The sequence below is a fragment of the Phyllobacterium brassicacearum genome (genome assembly GCF_003010955.1).
Taxonomy (GTDB): domain Bacteria; phylum Pseudomonadota; class Alphaproteobacteria; order Rhizobiales; family Rhizobiaceae; genus Phyllobacterium; species Phyllobacterium brassicacearum.
Genome location: NZ_PGGO01000003.1, coordinates 109685 through 133252, shown reverse-complemented (window position 1 = coordinate 133252; position 23568 = coordinate 109685). Strand labels below are relative to the sequence as shown.

Annotated in this window: 26 protein-coding genes and 1 pseudogene; 19 read left to right on the top strand and 8 right to left on the bottom strand. The window is 56.8% G+C overall.

Translation table 11 applies throughout. The features are described 5' to 3' along the window. Nucleotides 1-2: 2 nt before the first annotated feature. Together CU102_RS05840 and CU102_RS05835 are read left to right on the top strand one after the other, a co-directional pair. A complete protein-coding gene (locus tag CU102_RS05840; protein WP_106710090.1) occupies nt 3-1028 on the top strand; it encodes an aldose epimerase family protein in 1026 nt (341 codons plus the stop codon). Nucleotides 1029-1111: 83 nt separating this feature from the next. Beyond that, nucleotides 1112-1510 carry a VOC family protein gene (locus tag CU102_RS05835; RefSeq protein WP_245425222.1) on the top strand — a complete coding sequence of 133 codons (399 nt, stop codon included), beginning with the start codon at nt 1112-1114 and terminating at the stop codon, nt 1508-1510. A 56-nt stretch (nt 1511-1566) separates the two neighbouring features. Here CU102_RS05835 and CU102_RS05830 read toward each other — a convergent pair whose 3' ends face one another. Beyond that, nucleotides 1567-2484 carry a sugar kinase gene (locus CU102_RS05830; RefSeq protein ID WP_106710089.1) on the bottom strand — a complete coding sequence of 306 codons (918 nt, stop codon included), beginning with the start codon at nt 2482-2484 and terminating at the stop codon, nt 1567-1569. Nucleotides 2485-2630: 146 nt separating this feature from the next. On the opposite strand from CU102_RS05830, the gene CU102_RS05825 reads away from it, so the two are divergent. After that, the gene (locus CU102_RS05825; protein ID WP_106710088.1) at nt 2631-3242 is read left to right on the top strand and encodes a pyridoxamine 5'-phosphate oxidase family protein; all 612 of its coding nucleotides are present in this window, start codon (nt 2631-2633) and stop codon (nt 3240-3242) included. A 1-nt stretch (nt 3243) separates the two neighbouring features. Here the strand turns inward: CU102_RS05825 and phnF are convergent, their stop codons facing one another. Then, nucleotides 3244-3990 carry a phosphonate metabolism transcriptional regulator PhnF gene (gene phnF / locus CU102_RS05820; RefSeq protein ID WP_106710087.1) on the bottom strand — a complete coding sequence of 249 codons (747 nt, stop codon included), beginning with the start codon at nt 3988-3990 and terminating at the stop codon, nt 3244-3246. Between the two features lie 90 nt (nt 3991-4080). Between phnF and phnG the strand changes: the two genes are divergently transcribed. The 14 genes from phnG (at nt 4081) to phnN (ending at nt 16098) form a co-directional block, all read left to right on the top strand. Next, nucleotides 4081-4563 (top strand): phosphonate C-P lyase system protein PhnG, encoded by a 483-nt coding sequence (gene phnG / locus CU102_RS05815; RefSeq protein WP_245425220.1) that lies wholly within the window; start codon nt 4081-4083, stop codon nt 4561-4563. Further along, the gene (gene phnH, locus CU102_RS05810) at nt 4563-5174 is read left to right on the top strand and encodes a phosphonate C-P lyase system protein PhnH (protein WP_106710086.1); all 612 of its coding nucleotides are present in this window, start codon (nt 4563-4565) and stop codon (nt 5172-5174) included. Before phnG ends, phnH begins: the two co-directional genes overlap by 1 nt. Before the next feature lie 3 nt (nt 5175-5177). After that, nucleotides 5178-6281: a carbon-phosphorus lyase complex subunit gene (locus tag CU102_RS05805; RefSeq protein WP_106710085.1), complete on the top strand. Its 1104-nt coding sequence runs from the start codon at nt 5178-5180 to the stop codon at nt 6279-6281. Then, nucleotides 6278-7159, top strand: a complete 882-nt coding sequence (locus CU102_RS05800) for an alpha-D-ribose 1-methylphosphonate 5-phosphate C-P-lyase PhnJ (RefSeq protein WP_106710084.1) — start codon at nt 6278-6280, stop codon at nt 7157-7159. Before CU102_RS05805 ends, CU102_RS05800 begins: the two co-directional genes overlap by 4 nt. Further along, complete coding sequence (phnK, locus tag CU102_RS05795; RefSeq protein WP_106710083.1) at nt 7156-7932, top strand: phosphonate C-P lyase system protein PhnK; 777 nt, start codon at nt 7156-7158, stop codon at nt 7930-7932. Before CU102_RS05800 ends, phnK begins: the two co-directional genes overlap by 4 nt. Before the next feature lie 8 nt (nt 7933-7940). Next, on the top strand, nt 7941-8651 hold the full coding sequence (phnL, locus tag CU102_RS05790; protein WP_106710082.1) for a phosphonate C-P lyase system protein PhnL: 711 nt from the start codon (nt 7941-7943) through the stop codon (nt 8649-8651). Further along, nucleotides 8648-9262: a DapH/DapD/GlmU-related protein gene (locus CU102_RS05785; protein ID WP_106710081.1), complete on the top strand. Its 615-nt coding sequence runs from the start codon at nt 8648-8650 to the stop codon at nt 9260-9262. The genes phnL and CU102_RS05785 overlap by 4 nt, the downstream gene beginning before the upstream one ends. 98 nt (nt 9263-9360) lie before the next feature. After that, nucleotides 9361-10194 carry a phosphonate ABC transporter ATP-binding protein gene (gene phnC, locus CU102_RS05780; protein WP_106710080.1) on the top strand — a complete coding sequence of 278 codons (834 nt, stop codon included), beginning with the start codon at nt 9361-9363 and terminating at the stop codon, nt 10192-10194. Nucleotides 10195-10276: 82 nt separating this feature from the next. Then, a complete protein-coding gene (phnD, locus tag CU102_RS05775; RefSeq protein ID WP_106710321.1) occupies nt 10277-11188 on the top strand; it encodes a phosphonate ABC transporter substrate-binding protein in 912 nt (303 codons plus the stop codon). 71 nt (nt 11189-11259) lie between these two features. Continuing rightward, on the top strand, nt 11260-12228 hold the full coding sequence (phnE, locus tag CU102_RS05770; protein ID WP_106710079.1) for a phosphonate ABC transporter, permease protein PhnE: 969 nt from the start codon (nt 11260-11262) through the stop codon (nt 12226-12228). Further along, the gene (gene phnE / locus CU102_RS05765; protein ID WP_106710078.1) at nt 12225-13559 is read left to right on the top strand and encodes a phosphonate ABC transporter, permease protein PhnE; all 1335 of its coding nucleotides are present in this window, start codon (nt 12225-12227) and stop codon (nt 13557-13559) included. Before phnE (CU102_RS05770) ends, phnE (CU102_RS05765) begins: the two co-directional genes overlap by 4 nt. Nucleotides 13560-13626: 67 nt before the next feature. Further along, a complete protein-coding gene (locus CU102_RS05760) occupies nt 13627-14334 on the top strand; it encodes a DUF1045 domain-containing protein (protein ID WP_106710077.1) in 708 nt (235 codons plus the stop codon). 1 nt (nt 14335) lies between these two features. Then, nucleotides 14336-15475: an alpha-D-ribose 1-methylphosphonate 5-triphosphate diphosphatase gene (locus CU102_RS05755; protein WP_106710076.1), complete on the top strand. Its 1140-nt coding sequence runs from the start codon at nt 14336-14338 to the stop codon at nt 15473-15475. A gap of 8 nt (nt 15476-15483) precedes the next feature. Continuing rightward, nucleotides 15484-16098: a phosphonate metabolism protein/1,5-bisphosphokinase (PRPP-forming) PhnN gene (gene phnN / locus CU102_RS05750; protein ID WP_245425218.1), complete on the top strand. Its 615-nt coding sequence runs from the start codon at nt 15484-15486 to the stop codon at nt 16096-16098. 83 nt (nt 16099-16181) lie between these two features. On the opposite strand, the pseudogene CU102_RS05745 reads toward phnN, so the two are convergent. After that, nucleotides 16182-17225 (bottom strand): annotated as a pseudogene (locus CU102_RS05745) (porin). A 318-nt stretch (nt 17226-17543) separates the two neighbouring features. Between CU102_RS05745 and dusA the strand changes: the two are divergent. Beyond that, nucleotides 17544-18563 carry a tRNA dihydrouridine(20/20a) synthase DusA gene (dusA, locus tag CU102_RS05735; RefSeq protein ID WP_280951878.1) on the top strand — a complete coding sequence of 340 codons (1020 nt, stop codon included), beginning with the start codon at nt 17544-17546 and terminating at the stop codon, nt 18561-18563. On the opposite strand, the gene CU102_RS05730 is transcribed toward dusA, so the two are convergent. Genes CU102_RS05730 through CU102_RS05720 form a run of 3 tightly spaced genes read right to left on the bottom strand, consistent with a single transcriptional unit; the run spans nt 18560 to nt 20296 of the window. Beyond that, nucleotides 18560-19264 carry a TIGR02281 family clan AA aspartic protease gene (locus CU102_RS05730; protein WP_106710073.1) on the bottom strand — a complete coding sequence of 235 codons (705 nt, stop codon included), beginning with the start codon at nt 19262-19264 and terminating at the stop codon, nt 18560-18562. The genes dusA and CU102_RS05730 overlap by 4 nt on opposite strands. Before the next feature lie 6 nt (nt 19265-19270). Then, nucleotides 19271-19504: a DUF1289 domain-containing protein gene (locus CU102_RS05725; protein WP_106710072.1), complete on the bottom strand. Its 234-nt coding sequence runs from the start codon at nt 19502-19504 to the stop codon at nt 19271-19273. 18 nt (nt 19505-19522) lie between these two features. Next, complete coding sequence (locus CU102_RS05720) at nt 19523-20296, bottom strand: adenosylcobinamide-GDP ribazoletransferase (RefSeq protein WP_106710071.1); 774 nt, start codon at nt 20294-20296, stop codon at nt 19523-19525. A gap of 123 nt (nt 20297-20419) precedes the next feature. Here CU102_RS05720 and cobT point away from each other — a divergent pair, with 123 nt between their 5' ends. Then, nucleotides 20420-21439 carry a nicotinate-nucleotide--dimethylbenzimidazole phosphoribosyltransferase gene (gene cobT / locus CU102_RS05715; RefSeq protein ID WP_106710319.1) on the top strand — a complete coding sequence of 340 codons (1020 nt, stop codon included), beginning with the start codon at nt 20420-20422 and terminating at the stop codon, nt 21437-21439. A 39-nt stretch (nt 21440-21478) separates the two neighbouring features. Here cobT and CU102_RS05710 read toward each other — a convergent pair whose 3' ends face one another. Further along, nucleotides 21479-21925 (bottom strand): DoxX family protein, encoded by a 447-nt coding sequence (locus CU102_RS05710; RefSeq protein ID WP_106710070.1) that lies wholly within the window; start codon nt 21923-21925, stop codon nt 21479-21481. 86 nt (nt 21926-22011) lie between these two features. Next, nucleotides 22012-23535 carry a sensor histidine kinase gene (locus tag CU102_RS05705; RefSeq protein WP_106710318.1) on the bottom strand — a complete coding sequence of 508 codons (1524 nt, stop codon included), beginning with the start codon at nt 23533-23535 and terminating at the stop codon, nt 22012-22014. Nucleotides 23536-23568 lie beyond the last annotated feature (33 nt).

Genomic DNA, 23568 nt, shown 5'->3' with positions numbered 1-23568 from the left:
AAATGAACACAGAAATTTTTGGTCACACGCCCGATGGCGAAGCAGTCCACCGCATTACAATTTCAGGCGGCGGACTGACCGCCAAAGTGCTGACTTGGGGCGCAGTCATTCAGGACTTGCGCCTCAAAGGCCATGAGTCTCCGCTGGTTCTTGGCTATCAGGATTTCGCAGATTATCCGGCACACTCGCCTTATCTGGGCGCGACCGTCGGCCGGTCCATCAATCGCATACGTGATGGCGATTTGACGATCGATGGTACGACCTATTCGCTGGAGAGGAATTTCCGCGGTTTGCACAATATCCATGGCGGCAGTGAAGGTGCAGGTAACCGAAATTGGGAGGTCGTGGCGGTAGGTGCGGATTACGTCACGCTCACTATCCAGCTTGGCGATAACGAGATGGGCTTTCCGGGGAACCTCAACATCACCTGCACTTACATGCTTGAACCGAAGGGGACGCTGGCGATCCGTATGGACGCGGTGACCGACAAGCCGACCATCTGCAACCTCGCCCATCACAGCTACTTCAATCTGGATGATGGCGGCGCCTCCGACGCACTCGATCATCAGGTCAGGATCGGAGCTGAGGCCTATCTTCCGGTGGACGGCGACCTTATTCCGGACGGGAAGGTTCTCCCCGTCGCCGGTACTACGCATGATTTCCGCGAATACCGCACGATCCGGCGCGAGGAAAATGGCGACCAGGTTGTCTACGACAATAATTTCTGCCTCTCCAGTCAGCGCCAGCCGCTACGGCCCGTTGCATCGGCGAAAGGAGCACGTTCAGGAGTCGAAATGAGCGTATCGACTACGGAACCTGGCGTGCAATTCTATGCGGGAAACACGCTGGGTGGACGACCACCTATCGGCTTGACTGGCAATACATACGGCAATTACGCGGGCTTCTGCTTCGAAGCTCAGGTTTGGCCCGATTCCACGCACTTTCCCTATTTCCCACAGGCGATACTGCGTCCCGACGAAACCTACAGCCAGATGACCAAGTACAGTTTCAGGAAGGCGAAGGCCTAAGGCCTTAGGCAACCCTCTCTCTTTCGGTAGCTCTCTTTTTTTGGGTGTCGAATGCTGCATCATATCGAAGTCTACGTTTCAACATGGACGCTTCGTATGCGTTCTGGGCAAAAATCCTTGCCAAGATCGGCTACGAAGAGTCAGCGCGTTGGGATGAGGGATTTACCCTTAGCAATGGTAACGATGCTTATCTAACCTTTGTCCAGGTTGCCGAGAAATACGAATTATACAAATACAACAGATGCGGCGTTGGCCTAAATCATCTTGCCTTTAAGGTCAAAGATAGAGACATGGTCGACGCATTGAGACAATACTGCGTTGAGCGTGACATTTCCCGGCTATATGATGACAAGTATCCGTTTGCCAACGATGACAAGAATTACTACGCACTATTTGTTGAAGATCCAGATCGAATAAAGGTTGAGTTCGTCGCTATGCCGTCCGCTGCGTGCGCCTGTCCGGGAGACAACGCAGTGGATTGATGCGATTAACCGCACAATGGATCGAGAGGATCCTGTACTCTTTGTTATTTGCTTGATTAGGCCTCGAACGCCTTGCGCGCTTCTTCCATCGGGGCAAGGGCGCCATGAAACTCCACGACCCGCGCCGCGACTTTGTGGGCGTGGGCAGCCGCGGCCACCGGATCCAGTTTGGCCAAGCGCGCCGCAATGTAACCGCCATTGAAGCTGTCGCCAGCGCCGGTCGTGTCCACGGCCTTGGCGCGTGAGGCAGGAACCTCGGTGCGCGTTTCGCCAGCCACGACCAGTGCCGGCTCGGTCCCATCCTTCACCACGATCTCTCGCACACCATAGCTTGCGATGCGGTTTGCTGTGTCCGCCGGTGTCACATCGCTGAATAGCGCATTCTCGTCAGGGAAAGTTGGCAGGGCAATATCTGTTATATGAAAAGCGTTGCTTAAGACCTGCTTCGCCGTCTCGGCGTTCTCCCATAGGCGGGGACGATAATTCGCATCAAAGACAATGAGCGATCCGTGCCGGCGCGCGTTGCTGACAGCATTCAAGACATTCTGGCGGCTCTTGGGGCTCAAGATGCCCATGGTGATGCCAGAGAAATAAATGACTTCACGGCCATCTAGGCTCTTCGCCAGAGCCTCCGGATCGTCGGCCAGGTGGCGAGCGGCCGAATCGTTGCGCCAATACGTGAAGGAGCGCTCTGCGCCGGTAAGGGTGATGGCGTAAAGACCCGGGCGTGCACCGACAACAATTGGGCTATGGGCAGTGTTAATGCCGTTGGCGCGCAAGAAAGTCCGCTGTTTGACGGAGAACGGGTCGTCGCCAAAGGCAGTCACGTAATCCACAGCGAAACCGGGATCAGTGAGGGCACGGACATACCAGGTCGTGTTCAGCGTATCGCCGGCAAAACCCATCCGCCAATGGTCGCCGTTGGCACCGGACAATTCGATCATGCATTCGCCGATGGCTGCAAACCCGCTCATGAAAACCCTCCACATCGAACTCGACGCGACTGATATACGAGTGTTTGGCTGCTGTCATTTCTTAAAATTGCTGTTCTGGAGCGCGGGCTGTCATATTTGCTTAAGCGTGGCATGTTAGTCGGCGAAGGCATTTTGCAGGAGATGGAATGTCGCGGATAACAACGATTGAGCAGCTCGAGACGATCTACAGCGGCATTACCGAGGCATCGACGGCAAAGGTAACGGACCAAATCACGCCGGAATATCGCCAATTGATCGAGGGTTCGCCATTTGTGGCTCTGGCTACCAGCGGGCCCGAAGGGCTCGATTGTTCACCGCGAGGTGATCTCGCAGGTTTCGTCCGGGTTCATGATGATCGAACGCTGATGATGCCGGACCGCCGTGGCAACAACCGTGTCGATTCGCTGCGCAATATCGTCCGTGATCCGCGTGTTGCGTTGCTCTTCCTCATTCCGGGGCTCACGACCACTTTCCGTGTAAACGGTCGGGCGTTCCTGGACACCGACCAGGCCTTGCTTGACACCTTCATGGTCGACGGCAAGGTACCCCGTTCGGTCATCGTCGTTGAGGTCATGGAAGCCTACTTTCAGTGTGCTCGCGCGCTCATCCGGTCCGAACTGTGGAATCCGGCGAAGCAGCGCTCGCCGAAAGATTTTCCAACGCCGGGCCAGATCCTTGCGGCGCTCAGTGAAGACCGTGTGGGTGGTGAATCCTACGATCGGGAATGGCCTGAGCGTGCTGCAAAGACAATGTGGTAGGCTAGCCAATGCTTCTGTTGTCGATGGCGATTTCCATACGGTCGGCAGCAAAGCGGGTTTTGCCATACTCGACTGGGCGACCGTCCATATCGACGTTGATCGCAGTGGCGACAAGGACAATGGCGCCGGGCGAAAGGCACAGGTGCCGCAGATCTTCGGCATCGGCATGGCGAGCGGCAATGACGGTTGATTTGCGCAGATAATCATCTATTCCCGCGGCTTTGAGAGCAAATGTTATCGAGCCGGATGAACGATAATCCTCCACGATACTCGGTACCCGCGCGGCATCAAACCATGATGTAGCGCAAGAGACCGGATTGCCATCTGCTGTGTGCACGGTGTCGATCCTAATGACCTGGCCGAATCTCATTTCCAATGCTTCAGCGACTTCCGGTGTTGCGTCTTCCAAGCGATGCGCGAGGAGGATGCCCTTGGTTTCGCGTACCTGGGCTGCAAGAATTTGCGAGAAGCGCGTACGCTCGCCGATGCGGTAGGTAAGCTTCTTGCTGTTGGCAACGAAGGTCCCGCGTCCCTGTTCGGCACGTAGCACGCCTTCCTTGGTGAGGGCAGCAATGGCGCTGCGGATCGTGTGGCGATTGACCGCAAAGCGCGTCGCCATTTCAACTTCCGGCGGCAGACGCGCGCCGCTTGCCATCTTTCCCGCAGTGATGTCGCCCCGGATCTGATCGGCAATCTGGCGCCAGATGGCTACGCCACTGTTGCGGGTTATGAGTTTGCCTGAAACCACGCTTTGTCATGCTCCTGTCATTTACCAACTCTATAGATGGGTATATTGTCTAGTTGTATAGATCAATAGACAAATTATAGCGAGGTGTCAATGAGCAATGAAACCCTTGAAGCCACCCCTAAGCATGGTGGCTCCGATGACGGGCGCAAGGCCGCCATGGCTTTATTGGCCCAGGCAACCGCGCAAGAAATGCAACAGTTCTGGGCGCAGTGGAATGAGAAGCCTGGTGTCGAGACCTTGCGCGGACCCGAAACCGGCCTGGTGATGATCCGCGGACGCATCGGTGGTGGCGGCGCTCCCTTTAACCTTGGTGAGGCGACGGTTACCCGCGCCACGGTCAGGCTTGATAACGGCGCTGTTGGTCATGCCTATGCCCTCGGACGGCAGGGTGAAAAGGTTCGGTTGGCGGCGGTTTTCGATGCCCTTTGGCAAGAGACAGCTCAGCGCCAGGCAGTTGAGAACATGGTACTCGCGCCCATCGCGCAGCGTCTGAATGACAGTCTTGAAGGCAAGCGGGCCGAAACGGCCGCGACCAAAGTCGATTTCTTCACAATGGTACGGGGTGACGATTGATGCGTGCGGCGACACAGGTCTTCGAAGGCGGCTTCAGTGACGCCGTCCTGAATTCACAAGAGGTTTTCCGGGCGCTCATGGATGCCATGGCCAATCCGGGCCTCGTTATTCCTGTCCGCGATCTGGTCAATGCGCCAGCGCCATTGCAGCCGGTGATGGCGGCGATTGCTGCCACGCTATTCGACCATGATGCGACAGTGTGGTGTGACAAGGCAATCGCCGGTTCCGACGCCGCAACAGGCTGGTTGAAATTTCAAACGGGCCTCGAACTGACATCGACCCCATCGGACGCGCAATTTGCCCTGATCCGTGACGTTGATACGATGCCGTCGTTCGAAGCCTTCGCCAAGGGTACATCGGAGTATCCCGATCGCTCGACAACGATCATTCTGCAGGTCGCAGGTTTCGATGGCGCCGAGGTGCTGACGCTCCAGGGCCCCGGCATCGAACATACACGATCTTTCGCACCCAGCAGACTGCCCAAGCTGTTCATTGATCAATGGGCCGCCAACCGCGCAGCCTTTCCGCGCGGTGTTGATCTGATTTTGGCCGGCAAGGGTGCGCTTGCGGCTTTGCCACGCACGACGCGCGTTTTGAAACGGGAGGCCTGAGCCATGTATGTTGCAGTCAAGGGCGGTGAGGCCGCTATCCGCAATGCGCACAAGCTCCTGGCCGACCGGCGTCGTGGAGATCGCTCGGTACCGGCAATCAGGCTGGATCAGATCGTCGAACAGCTGGCACTCGGTGTCGACCGGGTGATGGCCGAAGGCTCGCTTTACGACGCGGAACTCGCGGCGTTAGCCGTCAAACAGGCACGGGGAGACATGATCGAGGCAATTTTTCTCGTTCGCGCCTATCGCACCACGCTGCCACGTTTCGGATATACCAAGCCGGTCGAGACCGGACGGATGGCAATCGAGCGCCGCATCTCTGCTACGTTCAAGGACCTGCCGGGTGGACAACTGCTTGGACCGACATTCGATTATACGCATCGATTGCTTGACCCCGAACTTGCTGATGACGCGCCGGTCGAGGCTGCTGATCGCCGGATAGAAACGGCTGAACAGACACCGCGTGTCACCGACATTCTGAGCCATGATGGTATGATCGAGGCCGATGGCGAATTGCCCGAAGGCTCCGAGACGGGCGATCTTACCCGGGAACCATTGTCATTTCCGTTAGAGCGCGACTTGCGGCTTCAGGCGCTGGCGCGGGGCGATGAGGGTTTTCTTCTCGGGCTCGCCTATTCAACGCAGCGTGGCTATGCGCGCAGTCATCCATTTGCCGGTGAAATCCGTATCGGCGAAGTCGAGGTCGAACTGGATGTTGCCGAGCTCGACTTCCCGCTGACGCTGGGCCGCATCCGCGTCACCGAATGCCAGATGGTCAACCAGTTCAAGGGATCATCGAAGCAACCGCCGCAGTTCACGCGCGGCTATGGCCTTGTGTTTGGCCAGAGCGAGCGCAAGTCCATGTCGATGGCTCTGTGTGACCGGGCACTGCGAGCGCGGGAACTCGGCGAAGATATCACTGCGGCTGCGCAGGACGAAGAGTTCGTCATCTCCCATAGCGACAACGTGCAGTCGACCGGCTTCGTCGAACATTTGAAACTGCCGCACTACGTTGATTTCCAGGCAGAGCTCGATTTGGTCCGGCGCATGCGTGCGGAACATGAGCGCGCCAGCCAAACCAGCGATACTCAAGAGGCAGCAGAATGACCGAGCTTGCGACGTACAATTTCGCCTATCTCGATGAGCAGACGAAGCGGATGATCCGCCGCGCGATACTCAAGGCAATTGCCATTCCGGGCTATCAGGTGCCGTTCGCTTCGCGTGAAATGCCAATGCCCTATGGCTGGGGAACCGGCGGCGTGCAGGTTACCGCAGCTGTGATCGGGCCGAAAGATACTCTCAAGGTGATCGATCAGGGTGCCGACGATACGACCAATGCCGTGTCGATCCGCGCCTTCTTCCAGAAGACCGCCAATGTCCGGGTAACCACCAGGACAGCGGAGGCGACGATCATCCAGACGCGTCACCGTATCCCTGAAGCCGCTTTGCAGACCGGACAGATACTTGTCTACCAGGTGCCGATCCCGGAGCCGTTGCGGTTTCTCGAGCCGCGTGAGACCGAGACGCGAAAAATGCATGCGCTCGAGGAATATGGGTTGATGCATGTGAAGCTCTACGAGGACATCGCGCGTCACGGCCACATCGCGACCACCTATGCTTACCCGGTGAAGGTCGAAGGGCGTTATGTGATGGACCCATCGCCGACGCCGAAATTCGACAATCCAAAAATGCACAATTCTCCGGCACTGCAGTTGTTCGGAGCAGGGCGGGAAAAGCGCATCTACGCCATTCCACCCTATACCGAAGTGGTCAGCCTCGACTTCGAGGATCATCCATTCGAGATACAGACATTTTCGCAGCCCTGTGCGCTGTGCGGTGCCAAGGGCAGCTATCTCGACGAAGTCATCCTCGATGACAAGGGCGGAAGCATGTTCGTTTGTTCGGATACGGATTTTTGTGAAGTCCGGCAAGAGAAGGGCCATCGCGGTCACCTCGCGGCCAACCCGGCGGAGGCAGCAGAATGAGCGATTTACCACTGTTGAAAGTCAATGCGCTTTCGAAGTTCTATGGCAGCAGGATCGGCTGCCAGAATGTGACCTTCGAACTCTGGCCCGGTGAGGTGCTGGCCATCGTGGGCGAGTCTGGTTCGGGAAAGACCACGCTTCTGAATTGTCTGGCGACGCGTCTCGCACCTTCCGCAGGCTCGGTGGAATACCGCATGCGTGATAGCCAGTTCCGCGACCTCTATCGTCTGAGCGAGGCGGAACGGCGTTTCCTGATGCGCACCGACTGGGGTTTCGTTCACCAGAACCCGGCGGACGGCCTGCGCATGACCGTTTCTGCGGGCGCTAATGTGGGCGAGCGGTTGATGGCCGTCGGTGACCGGCACTATGGCAAGATCCGTGCGACCGCAACCGACTGGCTGGGACGCGTCGAAATTGCCGAAGACCGGATCGACGATCAGCCACGTGCGTTTTCCGGCGGTATGCGTCAACGGCTGCAGATTGCCCGCAACCTGGTCACCAACCCGCGTCTCGTCTTCATGGATGAACCGACCGGCGGACTTGATGTTTCAGTACAGGCACGGTTGCTCGATCTCCTGCGTGGCCTAGTTAGCGACCTCGGTCTGGCGGCCATCGTAGTGACGCACGATCTTGCGGTGGCGCGTCTGCTTTCGCACCGGATGATGGTGATGAAGGACGGCCACATTGTCGAGACCGGTCTTACCGACCGGGTGCTGGACGATCCGCAGGCGCCCTACACGCAGCTTCTCGTTTCTTCCATCCTGCAGGTCTAGGAGAAATCATGCCGACACCTCTCGTTGTTTCCGATGTCGCCAAGAGTTTCACCATGCACTTGCGTGACGGCATTCGCCTGCCGGTGGTCGCAAATGTGACCTTTTCCATTAAGGCAGGCGAGTGCGCTGTTCTCGGCGGTCCGTCCGGGGCTGGCAAGAGTTCGATCCTGAAGATGGTCTATGGCAACTACGCCGTGGATGCCGGGCAGATCATCATTCCATATCGGGACCGCCTGGTTGACGTCGCCAGTGCCGATCCGCGAACAATGCTCGGCATTCGCCGTGACATCATCGGCTATGTCAGCCAGTTTCTTCGCACCGTACCACGCGTTTCCGCATTGGATGTCGTGGCGGAACCGTTGGTTGCGCGTGGCGCCGATCGCAACGAGGCTCGCGACAGAGCTGCATCTTTGCTCGGCGGACTTAATCTGCCGGAGCGTTTGTGGTCGCTACCGCCCGCAACCTTTTCGGGGGGGGAACAGCAGCGGGTGAATATTGCCCGCGGTTTCATCACAGACCATCCAATCCTGCTGCTTGATGAGCCGACTGCGTCGCTTGATGCCAAAAACCGCGATGTCGTCGTCTCGATGATCCAGCAGAAGAAGGCAGCCGGCGTTGCCATGCTCGGGATTTTTCACGATGACGATGTCCGGGAAGCAGTGGCCGACCGGATCATCGATGTCACAGCGTTTTCGGTGCCCAGCGAGGCATCGGCATGACGCGGCTCTCAGAAACGCCGCTCATTCATGAAACCGCTTCGGTTCATGACTGCGAGCTTGGGCGCTACACGGAGATCGCCGAGCGCTGCCGCATCATCGAAGCTACGCTCGGCGATTACTCGTACATCATGCAGGACGGAGCTGTCTGGTGTGCGAGGATCGGTAAGTTCGCCAATGTTGCCTCGAATGTGCGTATCAATGCGCCAAATCATCCAACGTGGCGTCCGACTCTGCATCATTTCACCTATCGTTCCGAAGACTATTGGGATGGCGCTGGCGTTGACGACGAATTTTTCGAATGGCGCCGCACAAATCTTGTCACGATTGGTCACGATGTGTGGATCGGCCATGGGGCAACCGTCCTGCCGGGGGTGAACGTGGGCGATGGCGCGGTCATCGGGGCAGGGGCTGTCGTATCCAGGGATGTCGCTCCCTATACGATTGTCGGTGGTGTCCCGGCCCGCAAGATCCGCGATCGCTTTGATGGAAGAACGGCAGGGCGGCTGCAAGCTCTGGCCTGGTGGGATTGGGATCACGCAAAATTGCGCAATGCTCTCAACGACTTCCGCAAGCTGAATATCGAGGCATTTATCGAGAAGCATTCGGCCTGAACCAGCCGTTACACAGTTGTCATTCAACTGAAATGAAAATGCCATCGCACCTTCACATAGGTGTCCTAGGACTGAGCGACGCCAAAAGGGATTGTCTGATGTTGAAGATTGAAAATGTGACGCGGCGTTTTGGCAAATTCACTGCCATCGACAACGTCAGTTTGGAGATCCCGCAAGGCCAGATGGTTGGGGTTATCGGGCGTTCAGGCGCGGGAAAATCGACGCTCTTGCGCATGATCAACCGGTTGGTCGATCCCTCGGAAGGCTCCATCTTTTTCGACGGGACAAATGTAGCGCAATTGAAAGGCTCGGAGTTGCGCAATTGGCAGCGTGACTGCGCGATGATCTTCCAGCAGTTCAACCTTGTGCCACGCCTTGATGTGCTGACCAATGTGCTTCTTGGCCGGCTCAATCATCGATCGACGATCAAGAGCCTCCTGGGGATGTTTTCCCGCGAGGAACGTGCGATGGCCATCGCCGCCCTGGAGCGGCTGGATATCGTCAAGACGGCGTTGCAGCGGGCTGGAACACTTTCGGGCGGACAGCAGCAGCGTGTCGCCATTGCCCGCGCCCTTTTGCAGAACCCCAAGATCATTCTTGCCGATGAGCCCATCGCCTCACTCGATCCGCGCAACGCGCAAGTGGTGATGGAGTCGCTACGTGACATCAACGAGAAAGAAGGTCTGACAGTCATTACCAATTTGCACACGCTCGACACGGCGCGGCATTTCTGCTCACGCATCATCGGCATGCAGGGTGGAAAGGTCGTCTTCGACGGCACGCCCGACGACCTGACAGAGCTTGCCGCGCGCCGGATTTATGGTGCTGACGGTATCAAGGACGCATTTTCAGAAGCAATCACATCGACAAGCATCGGCCGCGGCTCGCGAAAGCCAATTCCTGAGCTTGAGGCCATTCTGGCTGCGCGTTAGGCGCAAGAGATCGGCTCGCCCACGTACGGGCTCATATGCACAAAAACAAACCCATCTGGACGTTTGACAGGAGAGAATTATGTTGCTCAAGAAAGCCCTTCTCAGCGCTATCGCGATCGGCGCCATGCTGGCCGGATCGATGGCCCGTGCCGAAAACCTCGAAACATTCCGCGTTGGCATCATCGGCGGAGAGAATGAAGCCGACCGTCTGCGCAATTACCAGTGCGTCGTCGATCAGCTCCCGAAAGTTCTCGGCGTGAAGGACGTAAAGCTCTTCCCGGCTACGGACTATGATGGCGTTATCCAGGGTCTGCTCGGCGGCACGCTCGATTATGCAGAGCTTGGTGCATCCGGTTTCGCGAAAATCTACCTCACCAATCCGAAGGCAGTGGAACCAATCCTGACTACTATTCAGACAGATGGCGCCACCGGCTACTATTCAATCATGGTTGCGCGCAAGGACAGCGGCATCAAGACGCTCGCCGACATGAAGGGCAAGAAGCTGGGATTCGCCGATCCGGACTCAACCTCTGGCTACCTCATTCCAGTGACCTCTCTGCCAAAGGACATCAAGACTTCGGTCAAGGACTATTTCAGTGAAACTGGCTTCGGCGGCGGTCATGAGAACCTCGTATTGGCCGTAAAGGACGGCAAGTTCGATGCCGGCACCACATTCGGTTCGGGCGTAGGCAAGTTTGATGAAGGTTACACGTCGGGCAATCTGCGTAAGATGGTCGACAAGGGCCTGATCGACATGAAGGATTTTGTCGAACTGTGGAAGTCGCCGCTCATTCCGAACGGCCCGATCGTGGTCCGCACTTCGCTCAATAGCGACCTTAAGGCCAAATTCAAAGACTACATGATGAACCTGCCGAAGTCCGATCCGGCCTGCTTTGCCTCCACAATGGGCGGTGATTTCAAGGGCTACACAGAAGTGAACACAGAGTTCTATCAGCCAATCATCGACGCCCGTAAGGCGCAGATCGGCGGATAATTTTCAAAGCTTGATCACGGCCAGTTCCGGGGAACTGGCCGTGATTTTTTGCGCTTCGGAAGGATAGATTGATGAGCCGAGCCATTTCCACCGAGCTTTCGCCCGATGGCATTCAGATCGAACGGCATTGGCAGGAACTTGCTGGGCGCCGACGTGTCTATTCCTGGCTGATTTCGGTCTGCCTCCTCGTCACTGTGGCTGGCTCGCTCTGGTTCGCCAATGAGTCGAATGCGGGTAAGTTTTTCGATCGTCTACCGCATTTCTTTGATTTCGCAGGTGATCTCATTCCACGCGATGGCTGGGAAGTCTGGCGCGCCCTCTTCGATTTGCCGTCGCCATATTTCGACGGCAGCCTGAAATATGATTATCCGGAAGGTCGAATTTATCTTTTCGGCGGACTCTACATTCCGGAATACTTCTACAAAATGCTGGAAACGCTCAATATTGCGATCCTTTCCACGCTGATTGGTTTCATCTTCGGTTTCCTTCTCTGCTTTCTCGCCGCCAAAAATCTGGTCAAGAACAAGTTGGTCCGGTGGGTCGTGCGACGCTATATGGAGATCCTCCGCGCATTCCCGGAAATCGTCATCGCCGGCTTCTTTGCTGCGATCCTGTCGCTTGGACCAATCCCGGCGATGTTTGCTGTCGGCATTCACACGATCGGTGCGCTTGGAAAGCTGTTCTTCGAAGTTGTCGAGAATGCCGACATGAGGGCAGATGAGGGGTTGCGGGCTGTCGGGGCGAACTGGTTCGAGCGGGTCGGTTTCGGCATCGTTCCTCAGGTGATGCCAAACTTCATGTCCTATGCCTTGCTGCGCCTGGAGATCAATGTCCGTGCCTCGACCATCATCGGTGCCGTCGGAGGTGGCGGTATCGGCGAGGAGTTGCGGTTGTCGATAAGCCGTGGCCATCAGGCAAAGACGCTCGCCATCGTGCTGTTGCTCCTGGTGACGATCATAGCAGTCGATCAATTTTCTGCGTGGTTGCGCCGTCGTCTCGTCGGCAATCAGGCATTCGCCTTCGGTGGGAAACAATCATGAACGCCATTTCTTCCGCGGCGGTTGCCGATTTCGAGGCCAGGTATCCAGTTGTCTTCAATCCGCCCGTCTGGAAGCGCTTCATGCCGTTGATCATCGGTGCCGGAGTTATCCTCTATATCCTCTATTGCTGGTGGTTCTTTTCCATTGGCACCGTGCTTGCGAGCGGCCAATGGCAGCGCGCTGAACTCTATGCGCGCGATTGGGTATCGTACGCGATCCGGACAACGGTACGCATGTCTCCGACAGCGACGACAGTGTCCTATCCCCGGTTCTCGGAGCTTGGAGACAATCCAAAGCCGGACTGGGTGGTTCAGGCCGGCAACAATGTGACGGTGCTTTTTGGCAGCGGGCAATCGCTTGATATCAATGATCAACGCGTGATTGCGACACGCGGCGGCGAAAGCCTGACAGTCTTGATAGAAGCGGATGGCGCGAAGCCTCAGGGAACGATGCCCAAATGGGCGGCGCTCAAGGAGGACCAGGTTACGGTCGACTTCGGTTTTGCGGGACAGGCGGATATCATTCCCGAACGCGTTGTGGTCAGCCGCCGTTTTCTCGGATGGGCGAATTTCGTCTTCGATACAAGCTCGCCATTCTGGAACAAATCTTTCGGCGAGGTGGCTTCGCTGATGATCAGCGGTGAGCGTATCAAACCAGAAATGTCGAATGCAGCTCTGGCCTTCAACAATATCTGGTACAATTCGTCATGGCAGCATGGCGATGTCTGGACGAAGCTGCTGCAGACCATCGTCATGGCTTTCATGGGAACATTGCTGGCGTCACTTGTTGCGTTTCCATTCGCCTTTGTCGCTGCCCGCAACATCATGCCGAATTTCTTTGCCAATCAGATCACCAAGCGTTTCTTCGATTTTCTGCGATCGGTCGACATGCTGATCTGGGCGCTGTTTTTCACCCGCGCGTTCGGTCCAGGTCCGCTTGCCGGTATTTCGGCGATTTTCTTCACCGACACGGGCACGCTCGGGAAGGTCTATTCCGAAACCTTGGAAAACATTGATGACAAACAGCGCGAGGGTGTCAAATCCGTCGGCGCTTCGCCGATGAATGTGCAGCGTTATGGTGTCGTTCCTCAGGTCCTGCCGGTTTTTGCTAGCCAGGCACTCTATTTCTGGGAGTCAAACACACGGTCGGCGACCATCATCGGCGCGGTGGGGGCAGGCGGCATCGGTCTCAAGCTGTGGGAAGCCATGCGCACGAACACCAATTGGCACAATGTCGCCTACATGGTGGTGCTCATACTGGCCGTCATCTTCATTTTCGACAACATATCCAATGCGCTTCGTTCACGCTTGATGGGAAAGCAACAGCATTGAGGTACGATCAGGTTCAAAGGCTTGTCATAATCGGAGCGTAACGCGAGAGTGCTCCCGAGGAATCAAAATGCGCTATGCAATCTATTTCACGCCGCCTTCAAGCGATCCGCTGCTCAAAGTGGCGGCGAACTGGCTTGGCCGGAACGCGTTTACGGGCCAACCGGTGAAAGCACCGCAGATCCGTGACCTGGCGCATGAGGATTTCGCGCAATTGACTGAGTCGCCGCGCCGCTATGGTTTCCACGCTACTCTGAAAGCGCCGTTCCATCTCGTCGATGGCGTCGAGGAGCGCGAACTCCTGTCGGCCTTGATGCATTTTGCCTCTTCCATGGATCCGGTTGAGATTCCGAAATTGCAGATTGCATGCCTTGACGGTTTTTTTGCACTTGTCCCCACAGAGCCTCTCGACAATCTCAATCAGCTGGCAAATGATGTGGTTGTTGCGTTTGATCGGTTTCGCGCCCCGCCCAGCGAAAAAGAGATCAAACGTCGCAATCCTGAGACCATGAGCATTGCGCAGCGCCGAAATCTCGAACAGTGGGGTTACCCCTATGTTTTCGAAGACTTTCGGTTTCATATGACATTGACCGGTCCGGTGCCTGAACGCGACCGGCCAAAAATCGAACACATCCTCACCGAATTCCTTGAGCCGGTTCTCGAAGAGCCGGTCGAAATAAACAATCTTGCGCTGTTTACGGAAGCCGAGCGCGGTTTTCCGTTCGAGATACACTCGCTTCATCCGCTCGCAGGAACCAACCGAAGAAAGACTGCCTAAAATGTCCGCCGAATTGATTTTGAACAATGCCAGGATCGTTCTCGAAAATGAGGTCATCGCTGGCTCGGTTGTGATCCGTGACGGCAAGATTGCCGATATATCGGAAGGCTCGGTTGCCAGTGGCGAGGATTTCGAGGGCGATTATCTCATTCCAGGCCTCATCGAATTGCACACCGACCACCTCGAAGGCCATTATGTGCCGCGTCCGCGGGTGCGCTGGAATCCGATCGCGGCTGTGCTGGCTCATGACGCACAAATCGCCACGTCTGGCATCACAACCGTGCTGGATGCCCTGCGCGTTGGATTGGACGAGGACGCGGACATGTCCGCTCCGGAAATCCGTAAACTTGCCGACGCGATCGAAGATAGTGTCATTCAGGGAAGGTTGCGCGCGGACCACTATTTTCATCTGCGTTGCGAAGTATCGGCTCCGGATTGCCTCGAGGGTTTCCATTACTTCGACGGCGACGATCGTGTGCGGCTCGCATCGCTCATGGACCATGCGCCGGGCCAGCGCCAGTTCGTCAACCTGGAGACCTACGCCTATTACTATCAGCGCAAGCTGAAGCTCAGCGATCATGATTTCAATCTGTTCTGTGAGAAGCGCATGGCGGAATCCGCCAAAAACTCGGGACCGCAGCGCAAGGCGATATCCGACTTGTGCCGTGAGAGAGGCATCAAGCTCGCGAGCCATGACGACGCAACGACCGCCCATGTCGACGAAGCCGTCGAGCAGGGTATTGATGTGGCCGAATTTCCGACGACGCTTGAGGCTGCGGCAGCTTCAAAGCAAGCAGGTCTGGCGGTCTTGATGGGCGCCCCGAACGTGGTGCGCGGTGGCTCGCACTCTGGAAATGTGTCGGCGCGAGAATTGGCCGAACATGGTCATCTCGACATTCTCTCGTCCGACTACATCCCGTTCAGCCTGATCCAATCAACGTTTTTCCTGAGCGAGGCGGTCGACGGCATTACCCTGCCGGACGCTGTGCGCCTCGTGACCAAGAACCCTGCACAGGCCATCGGCTTCGAAGACCGGGGCGTGATCGAAATCGGCAAGCGTGCCGATCTCGTGCGGGTTCGCGTCGATGAACACATTCCGGTGGTGCGTACGGTCTGGCGGGAAGGCCGCCGAGTCGTATGATGGCGGCTATGATCGAACGTGCGCTGAATTCGGCGTCGGCCCCGTTACGCAACGGTGCTTTTATTGCTGTCGTAGGCCCGAGCGGTGCCGGCAAGGACACCATTATCGATTACGCGCGCGCCGCGCTTGGCGATCAACCAGGCTACCATTTTGTGCGGCGCGTCGTGACACGTCCGTCATCAGCAGACGCAGAAGATCATGATACGTTGAGCGAAGAACAGTTCTTGGCAGCCAAGCAGGCCGGCGCGTTCTGCCATTCCTGGGAAGCCCACGGCTTGCATTACGGCTTGCCAAGGTCTGTCGATGATGAAATCGAGCGCGGTGCAGTTGCGATTGCCAATGTTTCGCGCGGCGTGCTGCCTGCGCTTCGTCAAGCCTATTCCAACCTGCTTGTCGTGCACATCACCGCGTCCCTCGACGTCCTGGCACAGCGACTTGCATCGCGTGGCCGCGAAAATGCCGATGAAATCCGCCGCCGCCTGATACGCGCCGCTCCCAATGCATGCGATCCAGTTGATGCGGTCATGATCGACAATTCTGGCGACGTCAGCAATGCAGGCGATGAATTCATTGCTGTCTTGAGAAAATCAGCAGCATTTGCAGCTATTTCGGAACAAATATAGGTCGACGGATTTTTGCGGTCTCGGTGGAGGCAGAGTGAGAATCCGGTGGCGGCTCGCCCCCGGATTTTCATCAAGCTTGACGTTTAAAAATCGCGCTGAAAACGGACGATGCCGCCTAAGGCGTCGTCATCACCACGATCGCCATCAAACTTGGTATAGTCGATTTCCGGCGTAATCGTAAAACCAGGAACGAGTACGTAGGCAACATTCAAAGCCGCGGCGATGGTGCCCTCAGATTCGTATGCGAGCTGGGCATTGACAGTGGCCTTGTCAGTAACCTTTGCGGCCAAGCCACCCCATGCAGCCCAATCGCCATGCCACGGTGCAAGGAAGTTCCGTTCTGTGCGCGTATCGTCATAGTTGGACTGGTAACCACCCATGACCCAGGCCGTCACGGCGTCCGTGATCTTCACGTCCAAACGAGCCTTGCCGGCAAATTCTTCCACGTTGGAGTTGTAACCTCCGATGGCTGAAATCGTGCCCCAACCCTGTTCGTATTTCACGCCTGCCAGTACATGCGGCATGTAATCTTCGATGACATAATCGGCATAACCGTCGTTGATCGAGCCTTGTTCGGCCGCGACGATTGCCGAAAAACCGTTGCCACCCGTGAAGGTGTAGCTGATCTGGTTCGTTTCCCAGCTGTTGTAGTTGATCACATCGTCCTGGATGATATCGCCAGCATAGCCGTTCCAGGCACCGAAGATTTCATCAGCAATGCCGACACGGAAGCCGCCAAGCTCGATGAATGCCTGGGGAATGCTTGCACCCTCGTTTTCTCCATCTTCGAAATCGAAGCGGGTCTGAATATAGGACCGCAACGTGCCGAGTTCCGTTTCTGAACGGGCATCGAAACGAACTTCAGCGCGCGTGTGCTTGACCCAGGTGCCAAGCTCGCCGCCATTGTAGACGTCATCGCCGCCCTGCGCGTCATAACGCACGTATCCGCTAACCTTGAGGCAGGTTTCGGTGCCCGGGATGTAGAAGAATCCCGTACCATAAGCATCGCACACGCGAAGTTACTCAACGGGTTCTGGCTCCGCCACCACAACTGCATCGGCGGCTCTTGCACCAGATACTGCAATCAAGGCTGCAGCTGAACCTAGGAGAAGGCTCTTGAGTCTCATTTTTAGATCTCCGATCAAAAAAAGTTGTCACACAAGCTCGTCCCCGACGACTGCATATTCCTGTTCGTTGGTCGGTGCAAAACTGATCTGTAATCGAACCAAGGGTTCGGAAATCGGTGTTGCGGTTTTATCACGGGGCTTGCAAACGGAACGGTGAAGAGCCATGTGGGCCGTCGGCTTGCTTGGAAATGCGCCATAGGTTATGCCGAGCTTGAACAGCATTGTTGGCGCAAGGTTTTCTGAGTTGATGCTCCGCCTGCACCGCGTTGCGGGCGGGAAACACATTCCAAAGAGAAGACAGGTCGAAAGTTTCATTAGGTGGTCGATAGAACTGAAACATATGGTGGTTATGGCTACAATCGCTTTGCCGTAGCGCCGATGATCGATTGGACGGACCGCCACTGCCGGACCTTCCACCGCCAGTTCACGCGCCATGCCTTGCTCTACACCGAAATGGTGGTCGCCGATGCCGCGATCCATGGCAACCGCGACCGCATTCTAGGATTTGCGGAGGCGGAGCATCCGGTTGCCCTGCAACTCGGTGGATCCGACCCGGCCAAATTGGCTGCCGCCGCGCGCATCGGCGAGGCCATGGGCTATCAGGAAATCAATCTCAACGTCGGCTGCCCGTCTGATCGTGTTCAGTCGGGCACGTTTGGCGCATGTCTGATGCAGACGCCGGGCGTCGTTGCTGCCTGTGTGGAGGCGATGAAGCAGGTGGCCGCGGTGCCGGTGACGGTCAAATGCCGCATTGGCGTTGATGATCAGGATACGGAAGTGGCTCTCGACGAACTCGCAGGCAGCGTATTCAATGCCGGTGCCAATGCATTGTGGGTCCATGCACGCAAGGCTTGGCTCAAAGGGCTTTCTCCAAAGGAAAACCGCGATATTCCGCCGTTGGACTATGATCGTGTCTATCGTCTGAAGCGGCAAAATCCCAGTCATTTCATTGGGATCAATGGCGGTGTTCAGACGCTTGATGAAGCATTCGAGCATTTGCTTCACGTCGACGGTGTCATGCTCGGCCGGGCGATCTACCACAATCCAATGCTTCTGCTTGACGTCGATGCGCGGATGTATGGAGATGGGGCGGCGGATTCGCCGTCGATGGACGCGATCATCGATCATATGTGTGCCTATGCGGACACGCATATCGCTCGGGGCGGGCGGTTGTCGCATATAACACGCCACATGGTTGGCCTGTTTCATGGTGCTCCCGGAGCCCGCCGCTGGCGCCAGCTTCTCTCAACTGCGGCCAATCAGACAGGCGCCACCAGCACCGTTATTCGCCAGGCATATGAGGTCATTCAGACCGCGGTGACAGACGAGGCGGCTTAATCCGAGAGGATCAAACGGTCGCCTCGTACTGAGAAGCCACTCAACGTATTGAGGAAGTTCATTCCCAGGAGACTTCCAGCCATGCGACCATCCTTGGCCACCATGGCGCGAATATTGCGCCGTTCGATGGCACCGATCTTGATACTGTCCAACGTGACATTCGCCGCTGTCGCTGTCCCGTTCGCGGTCATGATCGGGATACCATAAGTAAGCTTGTCCGGGTCGAGGCCAGCCCTACGCGCGTCTTCGGAGGAGAGCACAATGGACGATGCGCCCGTATCCACCATGAACGGTACGGACGCGCCATTCACTTCGCCCCTGACTTCGAAATGACCATTATCCGCCTTGGCCAGGGTCACCGTCACCAGTCCATCGCCATCGCGGTTGGAAATCGGGCTTCCAGGAATGAGCCCCGCCGTTACGCGATGGCCAACATCCTGCAACTCATATCGATATTGATAGCCTGCGACGAGAGCAAGAATGATGATGATCCAGATCGCCATGCTGCGAAGGAAGTGGCTGAGCGGAATGCCGGAGCCGAGAAGGGCGGAGGCAAGAACGATACCCCAGATGCCCATATAGGCGAAGCGGGCAAAGTCGTCATTGGCCATGCCGAGTGTCGAGCCAGCATCATTATTTGCCATCAGCAGAAGGAGAGTGACACCGATAAGAGCTATTATGGTCCAGAACAGACGGCTCATCGTCGCCTATGCCTCCTGTTGCTTTTCGCGTGCCATCCGGCTTCGCCGTGTTTCGCGACGGGGGCGACGCTCGACGGTTTCGAGCCTGCCAGGCAGATCGGCCATGATGGTGCGGCGGCTTTCCGGTGACATGACTGACCAGGCGCCGATTTCCTCGCGCGTGCGGCCGCAACCGAAGCAATAGCCGGTATTGATGTCGATTGCGCAAACGAGAATGCAGGGTGACTCGACAATGCTCATTGCACAGATTTGGTACGGTTAAAGTGCAATGACAAGTCCGAGCATGAGTGAAATCGTTGCAAGCTGCTGCATTGCGCCCAATGTATCGCCCGTCTGGCCGCCGATCTTCTCCCGGCAAAGGGTGGAGAATCCATAAAAGACGAGCCCGGTCAACAGCATCGCATAGACGACTGGCAAAAGTCCGCCAATGGCGGCGTAGGCGGCCGCTAGGACAACCGCGCCGATGATCAGGGCAGAGTTGGCTTCGCCTTCGCTGGGGGTTCCGGCCCGATCAGCAACGCCCCCAGCACGTGCCGACGGCAGGCTCTGCCAGAATTTTACGAGTGTGCCGCGGCTGGCAGCCTCCGTTCCAACCACGGCGATCAGCGCATGTATTGGGCCAACTTGGTCGAGAACCGCGGTTAGAAGCGCCGTTCGCATAACGACGGACACGATCAGGGCAAGCGTGCCATAGGACCCGATCGACGAATCCTTCATTATGGCGAGGCGGCGTTCGACCGAGTGGCCGCCATAGAAGCCGTCTGCGACATCGGCAAGACCATCCTCATGCAGCGCTCCGCTGGTGACGATGAGAGCGACGATCGTCAACAACGAGGTAACGATGTCAGGGAGATCAAATGCGATTGCAATCAGCAACACAATCGACGCGGGCAGTGCGATAATCATCCCTGCCAGCGGGAAACCACGGACGGTACCGTAGAGGGCGCCATCGTAACCATCGAACCAGCGCGCCGGGACAGGCAAGCGCGAGAGAAAGGCCAGCGCCCGCATCGTTTCCTTGACCAATTCCATGTTGAAACCTCTGAATCGAAGGGTCGCGACACTCTGCGCCGTGGGTTGACCTTTGCGTTTTCTCCTGGAGCGCTTATAGGACGGGCATTGCTAATTTGCCATGAAGACTTGATTGCAAGGGATATCATGACCACTGGCCTGCCATTTGACGATTTTCGCACTTTGATCGAGGCACTCCCCGGACCCGATGAAGCGGCTGTCGCTGCCGTCCGGAAGCGCGACGCGACCCTGACAAAGCCGCCGGGTGCGCTCGGGCGCATGGAGGAGATTGTCGAATGGCTCGCAGCATGGACCGGACGGGCACGCCCGCAGGTGACGCGTCCGCTGGTTGCTGTCTTCGCCGGAAATCACGGTGTCACTGCCAAAGGCGTTTCGCCATATCCTTCATCGGTTACTGCACAGATGGTGGAGAATTTTGCCGCCGGAGGCGCCGCAATCAATCAGATCTGCATTGCCAATGATCTCGGCCTGAAGATTTTCGATCTCGCGCTCGAATATCCGACTGCCGATATCACCGAAGAAGCGGCGATGGACGAAAAGACCTGCGCGGCGACAATGGCCTTCGGCATGGAATCGATCGCCGGCGGCACCGACCTTCTTTGCATCGGTGAAATGGGCATCGGCAATACGACGATTGCAGCCGCCATCTTCCATGCACTTTACGGAGGAGCAGCGGAAGACTGGGTTGGTCCTGGTACAGGCGCCAATAGCGAGGGGATAAAGCGCAAGGCTGATGCGGTGCGCATGGCCGTGGCGCTTCATGCATCTCATCTGAAGGACCCTCTGGAGGTGCTGCGGCGCTTGGGCGGCCGTGAGATTGCGGCCATGGCTGGTGCAATACTGGCGACGCGCGTGGAAAAGATTCCAGTGATCATTGATGGCTATGTCGCCACAGCAGCGGCCGCGATCCTGCATGCGGCCAACCCGGAGGCAATTGACCATTGCCTTTTCGGGCACGTTTCCGCCGAACCCGGTCATCGCAAGGTTCTGGAGAAGCTTGGCAAGAAGCCTTTGCTCGACCTTGGAATGCGGCTGGGAGAGGGCACCGGTGCCGCTTTGGCGGCAGGCATCGTCAAGGCGGCAGCGCTGTGTCACAGCGGCATGGCGACGTTCGATCAGGCGGGCGTCAGCAACCGCGATTGACAAAAGAAGGCCCGCAGATGCGGGCCTTTTTTCAGGTGATTAGAATTCTTTGCCGATCTTGGCATCAACCGAGTGGCTGCTCGCGCCGCGAACGACAAAGAAGAAGAGAATCGCAGTCCAAAGGATCGATTTTTCTGAACCGCTCCAGCCCTGTCCCTGCACGATGCCGTGGAAGTAGATTGTCACGGCGAGGATGATCATCGTCGCGAATGCGGCCGGCCGCGTGAAGAGACCGATCGTGAGCAGAACGCCGCCCACGAATTCAGTCACGGACAGGAGCGGGGACCAGAACACGCCTGGATAGAAGCCGAGACCTTCAACCATTCCGACTGCACCGAAAGGATTGACGATCTTTCCGGAGCCATGCACGATCAGTGCTACACCTGCGATGACACGCAGGATCGTTTCCGAGAGTTGGCCAAGGTTTTGATAGATGCTGCCGAGGGCAGGGATGATCAAAGGGCGGCTATTTCCATTTGCGTTCATTGTTGCGTGTTCCCATGTTGCACTGCAGGGAGCAATGCAGTGCCGCCAAATAACGAGCAAATAACAATAAATTGAACTTGAGTTTTTCAGGCAGCTTTCTTCTGGCCGTGTTTCCGCGCGACGGGATGATTGCCCTGGATAACGCGCGAGCGTGGAAACGTCGCAAGTGCCTCTGTCCCTTCACGCAGCTTGGAAAACAAATGAAATTCGCCATCGTGAATGTGAACCAGCGCCTGGACGATGGGAAGGCCAAGACCGGTCCCTTGTTCGGCGTTCTTTATTGCGATTGATCCTTGCCCGAAGGTGGAAAGCACGACCGGTATTTCCTCCGGAGGAATGCCAGGGCCGTTGTCGCGTACTGAAATGTACTGGCCACCTCCGGCTGTCCAGCCCACCTTAACGTGGATCTTGCCGTGCGGAGGCGTAAACTTTACTGCATTGGCGATAAGGTTGAGCAGAATTTGACGGATGGAACGTTCGTCGGCCTTGAGGCGTAGCATACCCAACTCGAACTGAGGTATGAGGCTGACGTCCTTGTTGCGCGCCTTCAGATTCATCATGTGGATGCATTCATTGGCGATATCGGTGAGCAGCAGCGGTTCTTCATTGACCGAATAGCGGCCGGCCTCGATGCGGCTCAGGTCGAGAATCTCGTTGATCAGATTGAGCAGATGTTCGCCGGAAGCATGGATATCGCTGGCATACTCGCGATAGGTGCCATTCTGGATGGGGCCGAGCACTTCCTTCGCCATTACCTCAGAGAAACCGAGAATAGCGTTAAGCGGCGTGCGCAGTTCATGGCTCATGGAGGCAAGGAAACGTGATTTGGCAAGATTAGCCTCTTCCGCCCGTCGTCTTCCTTCGTCGGACATCGCATTGGCCGTTTCGAGTTCAGCAATCAAGGCGTCCTTCTCTGCTTGGAGCGCCAAGGTCACCGCCACGGATTGATTGAGCCGCGTCGCTACCAGGTAGAAAAAAGCCAGGCCGGCAAAAAGCATCACAACCATGATCGCCGTAAGCGGATTGCCCAGATTATTGGATGCGAGGAGCGTGTAGGTGATCACCGGCAACGTGAAGGCAGCCAGGATAGCGGCGCGCAGTGCTGATGAGACGATCGCGGTGATCGCCATCGCAAGGATGATCACAACTGCCTTTATGACGGGAAAGAGACTAATGCCGCAGGCCGTGCATTCGAGATAAGCAAAATAGGCCCAACCGATGCTGGTCATGAAATGACCGCCAAAATAGATCATCTGCCATTGCCGGATATGCTCGTTATCAATGCCCTGCTTTGCGAGGCGGCGTGCAAGAAGTCCAAGAACGGCATAGAGAGCGATTGTAAAAGCGGCCCATAGGACAATGCTTTTTCCGATGCCGGAAAAGACGCCGATAAGAGCGATCATCACGATCAAAAGCGGGATCGTTGCTGAATTGACGATCAGCGCGCGCGTGTGCATGAACAATAATTCGCGTTCAAAATGGTTGATGCCCGCACGCTCCATCAAGCGGTCGCGGGCGCCGCGCATGACGGCCGAAAGATCCTTGTTGCGCGGGAGCTTCCGGCGATCAACGATGTTCTTGTCCGCTGTGGTCACGTCGAGTAATGCCATGCGCCTCGTTCCAGATGGCTTCAGATCTGCACT

Bases quoted from the DNA above. Each gene is read 5' to 3' on its own strand.
- phnE (WP_106710078.1), top strand. From the start codon at position 12,225: ATGAACGCCATTTCTTCCGCGGCGGTTGCCGATTTCGAGGCCAGGTAT.
- CU102_RS05755 (WP_106710076.1), top strand. From the start codon at position 14,336: ATGTCCGCCGAATTGATTTTGAACAATGCCAGGATCGTTCTCGAAAAT.
- phnH (WP_106710086.1), top strand. From the start codon at position 4,563: ATGCGTGCGGCGACACAGGTCTTCGAAGGCGGCTTCAGTGACGCCGTC.
- CU102_RS05800 (WP_106710084.1), top strand. From the start codon at position 6,278: ATGACCGAGCTTGCGACGTACAATTTCGCCTATCTCGATGAGCAGACG.
- phnN (WP_245425218.1), top strand. From the start codon at position 15,484: ATGATCGAACGTGCGCTGAATTCGGCGTCGGCCCCGTTACGCAACGGT.
- CU102_RS05730 (WP_106710073.1), bottom strand. From the start codon at position 19,264: ATGAGCCGTCTGTTCTGGACCATAATAGCTCTTATCGGTGTCACTCTC.
- phnL (WP_106710082.1), top strand. From the start codon at position 7,941: ATGCCGACACCTCTCGTTGTTTCCGATGTCGCCAAGAGTTTCACCATG.
- phnG (WP_245425220.1), top strand. From the start codon at position 4,081: ATGAGCAATGAAACCCTTGAAGCCACCCCTAAGCATGGTGGCTCCGAT.
- phnK (WP_106710083.1), top strand. From the start codon at position 7,156: ATGAGCGATTTACCACTGTTGAAAGTCAATGCGCTTTCGAAGTTCTAT.
- CU102_RS05705 (WP_106710318.1), bottom strand. From the start codon at position 23,535: ATGGCATTACTCGACGTGACCACAGCGGACAAGAACATCGTTGATCGC.
- phnC (WP_106710080.1), top strand. From the start codon at position 9,361: ATGTTGAAGATTGAAAATGTGACGCGGCGTTTTGGCAAATTCACTGCC.
- CU102_RS05840 (WP_106710090.1), top strand. From the start codon at position 3: ATGAACACAGAAATTTTTGGTCACACGCCCGATGGCGAAGCAGTCCAC.
- CU102_RS05720 (WP_106710071.1), bottom strand. From the start codon at position 20,296: ATGGAATTGGTCAAGGAAACGATGCGGGCGCTGGCCTTTCTCTCGCGC.
- CU102_RS05725 (WP_106710072.1), bottom strand. From the start codon at position 19,504: ATGAGCATTGTCGAGTCACCCTGCATTCTCGTTTGCGCAATCGACATC.
- CU102_RS05710 (WP_106710070.1), bottom strand. From the start codon at position 21,925: ATGAACGCAAATGGAAATAGCCGCCCTTTGATCATCCCTGCCCTCGGC.
- CU102_RS05830 (WP_106710089.1), bottom strand. From the start codon at position 2,484: ATGAGCGGGTTTGCAGCCATCGGCGAATGCATGATCGAATTGTCCGGT.
- CU102_RS05825 (WP_106710088.1), top strand. From the start codon at position 2,631: ATGTCGCGGATAACAACGATTGAGCAGCTCGAGACGATCTACAGCGGC.
- CU102_RS05760 (WP_106710077.1), top strand. From the start codon at position 13,627: ATGCGCTATGCAATCTATTTCACGCCGCCTTCAAGCGATCCGCTGCTC.
- CU102_RS05835 (WP_245425222.1), top strand. From the start codon at position 1,112: ATGGACGCTTCGTATGCGTTCTGGGCAAAAATCCTTGCCAAGATCGGC.
- CU102_RS05785 (WP_106710081.1), top strand. From the start codon at position 8,648: ATGACGCGGCTCTCAGAAACGCCGCTCATTCATGAAACCGCTTCGGTT.
- phnE (WP_106710079.1), top strand. From the start codon at position 11,260: ATGAGCCGAGCCATTTCCACCGAGCTTTCGCCCGATGGCATTCAGATC.
- CU102_RS05805 (WP_106710085.1), top strand. From the start codon at position 5,178: ATGTATGTTGCAGTCAAGGGCGGTGAGGCCGCTATCCGCAATGCGCAC.